Annotated in this window: 1 protein-coding gene; it reads right to left on the bottom strand. The window is 47.7% G+C overall.

The window, feature by feature from the left end:
- Window positions 1–120: 120 nt before the first annotated feature.
- Window positions 121–3428 (bottom strand): WD40 repeat domain-containing protein (locus F6K37_RS35155; RefSeq protein WP_287255483.1); only part of this gene is annotated, 3308 nt, incomplete at its 5' end.

Genomic DNA, 3428 nt, shown 5'->3' on the forward strand with positions numbered 1-3428 from the left:
CTAACAAATTCTTTGGGACTTTGATAGACTTTATGATACTTTATATAACTGTACCCTAACCCCCTATCTCCCGACTCCCGTTCCCCTCCTGGGAGGGGTTAGGGGTGGGTTCCGACTCCCCTACATACCACAAATTTTCCTTAATTCTGTTTCCTCTTTATGAGTGACTAGGTAATCATGGAGCCAATCACAACTCTGTTCCACTAAATCCTCTAGATCAAAATTCCATAAAATTACTGTCTTGTCCCAACTAGTAGAAGCAAGAGTCTTGCCATCTGGGCTAAAGGTGACGCTATTGACAGGTTCCCTATGTCCAGTGAGGGTGTACAGGGGTTTGCCTTGGTGATTCCACAGTTTCACGGTGTTGTCCCAACTAGCAGAAGCGATAGTCTGGCCATCTCGGCTAAAGGCCACGCTAGTGACAAGTGCCCTATGTCCAGAGAGGGTTTGCAGTTCTTTGCCTTGGTGATTCCATAGTTTCACCGTCTTGTCGAAACTACCAGAAGCGATAGTTTGGCCATCATAGCTAAAGGCCACGCTAGTGACATCATCGCTATGTCCAGTGAGGGTGTGTAGTTCCTTGCCTTGGTGATTCCACAGTTTCACCGTCTTGTCACTACTAGCAGAAGCGATAGTTTGGCCATCATAGCTAAAGGCCACGCTATTGACCCAATCGCTATGTCCGGTGAGGGTGTGCAGTTCCTGACCTTTTAGATTCCACAGTTTCACCGTCTTGTCACTACTAGCAGAAGCCATAGTCTGGCCATCTCGGCTAAAGACCACGCTAGTGACATCATCGCTATGCCCTTTGAGGGTGTGCAGGAGTTTGCCCTTTAGATTCCACAGTTTCACGGTGTTGTCCCTACTAGCAGAAGCGATAGTCTGGCCATCTCGGCTAAAGGTGACGCTATTGACATAATCGCTATGTCCAGTGAGGGTGTGCAGGGGTTTGCCTTGGTGATTCCACAGTTTCACCGTCTTGTCCCCACTAGCGGTAGCGATAGTCTTCCCATCTCGGCTAAAGGCCACGCTATTGACCCAATCGCTATGGCCTTTGAGGGTGTACAGGTGTTTGCCTTTGAGATTCCACAGTTTAACGGTGTTGTCCCAACTAGCAGTAGCGATAGTCTGGTCATCTCGGCTAAAGGCCACGCTATTGACAGAATCGCTATGTCCGATGAGGGTGTGCAGTACTTTGCCTTGGTGATTCCACAGTTTCACCGTCTTGTCACTACTACCAGAAGCGATAGTCTGGCCATCTCGGCTAAAGGCCACGCTATTGACCCAATCGCTATGTCCAGTGAGGGTGTACAGGTGTTTGCCTTGGTGATTCCACAGTTTCACCGTCTTGTCTGCACTAGCAGTAGCGATAGTCTGGCCGTCTGGGCTAAAGGCTACACTCATGACAGGTTCGCTATGTTCGGTGAGGGTGTGGAGGGGTTTGCCTTGGTGATTCCACAGTTTCACCGTGTTGTCCCCACTAGCAGTAGCGATAGTCTGGCCTTCTGGGCTAAAGGCCACACTAGTGACAAAGTTCCTATGTCCAGTGAGGGTGTGCAGGTGTTTGCCTTGGTGATTCCACAGTTTCACCGTGTTGTCCCCACTAGCAGTAGCGATAGTCTGGCCTTCTGGGCTAAAGGCCACGCTAGTGACATAATGGCTATGTCCAGTGAGGGTGTGCAGGTGTTTGCCTTGGTGATTCCACAGTTTCACCGTCTTGTCCCCACTAGCGGTAGCGATAGTCTTCCCATCTGGGCTAAAGGTAACGCTAGTGACATAATCGCTATGTCCAGTGAGGGTGTGCAGGGGTTTGCCTTTTAGGTTCCAAAGTTTCACGGTGTTGTCAATACTAGCAGTAGCGATAGTCTGGCCATCTGGGCTAAAGGCCACGCTATAGACAGCTTCGCTTTGTTCGTCTAGGCTATTAAATTCTTTCACTCCATAGAGAGATTCCCGTAAACTAGCGATCGCTTTAATCCTAGTATCACCTTTTACCCAATTCGCCTGTTTCAGTTTTCCTAATGCCTTTAAACCCTCTTTTAGAGCATCAAATGGTTGATCTAAGGTAAACAATAGTTCTGAAAGTTGACTCAGGACTTTAATTTCACTTTCTTCTGCCTTTCTGGCCTGTTCTTCTACCTTTATCGCCTGTTTACGAGACTGCAACCCAAAAGCTGTTGAAATAACTGTCCCCAATACCAACACACTAACAAACCCTACCGCTACTAACCGGCGGTTACGGGTGATTTGCTTGTGCTTGTGACGGCTTACCTGAATATACTCCTCGGCCAGCCCATCCAACATCCTCAACTTGCCATACTTGTTTAAATACTCCTGGGCTTCTACTAACCTCCCCCCTTGCAAGAGTAAACCGGCATCATCACGCTTCTTACCCTTCTGCTGCCATTCTTGTGCTGCCGCTTCCAGCTTCCGTTCGATCACCATTGCTTCTGTGTAAGTCTGCTTCCACTCCAGCAACTTTCCCCAGTGGCGAATCAAGGCTTCATGTACCACATCCAAAACCACATCCTGGGAATTTTCTTGATGGCTTCTAGTAATCAAGCGGTTCTCTGAACTGGCTAAGGTCTGGCTCACACCATCGAGCAGTTCTAAACTGTGGTGAGAATTGACCAACTCCCCCAGGCGTACTCGTCTACGGGTATCGAGAGTATCTCCCACTTGAGTTAATTCCAACAACAAACGCCTAGCCACACTTTGTTCTTCCGCTGAGAGACTATCAAATACCTGATTGGCTCTCTTTTCGAGAGTTCCCTCAATTCCCCCTAACTGTTGATAGGTTTCTAAGCGTAAAAATGTTTTCTGCTGCTGTCTTGACTGTTTCCATAATTCCGTCAGAGTATATTGGAGCAGGGGCAGGCTGCCTGGATAATCTTCCACATCGTTAATCAGTTGCTGTTTTAATCTGCCCTCAATTCCCAATCCTACTAATTCAGCTGGTTTAGCGATCGCTTCTTCAATTTCCTCACGGTTCAAGTGGTCAACATTGATTAATGGTTTATTAATCTTTTCAACAAATTGAGGATACTCTCGCAACCGCCCCCGAAAGTCAGAGCGCATGGCAATTAACACAATTAGATTGTCTTTCTGCTCTAATAATTCACTCAAACTGTTAAAGAATTCCAGCCGTTGCTCAGGCTTACTCATAGTGAAGCACTCTTCAAACTGGTCAATAATCATGACCACCGGAGTAAGACTAGAATTGCCTCCCTTGTTGTCTAAAAGCTTCCCCTTTTCCAGCACCTCCTGTAACCTTTGCTTTGGTGCAACACCTGGAGTGAACGGTTCTAGATAATGCCAGCGATCGCTTCCAGCAATTGCCTGACCTAACTTCAGCTGATACAATAAACCCGCCCTGAGTAAGGAAGACTTGCCACTGCCGGAAGCCCCTAACACTACCAGCAGACGGT

The sequence above is a fragment of the Moorena sp. SIO4E2 genome (genome assembly GCF_010671945.1).
Taxonomy (GTDB): domain Bacteria; phylum Cyanobacteriota; class Cyanobacteriia; order Cyanobacteriales; family Coleofasciculaceae; genus Moorena; species Moorena producens.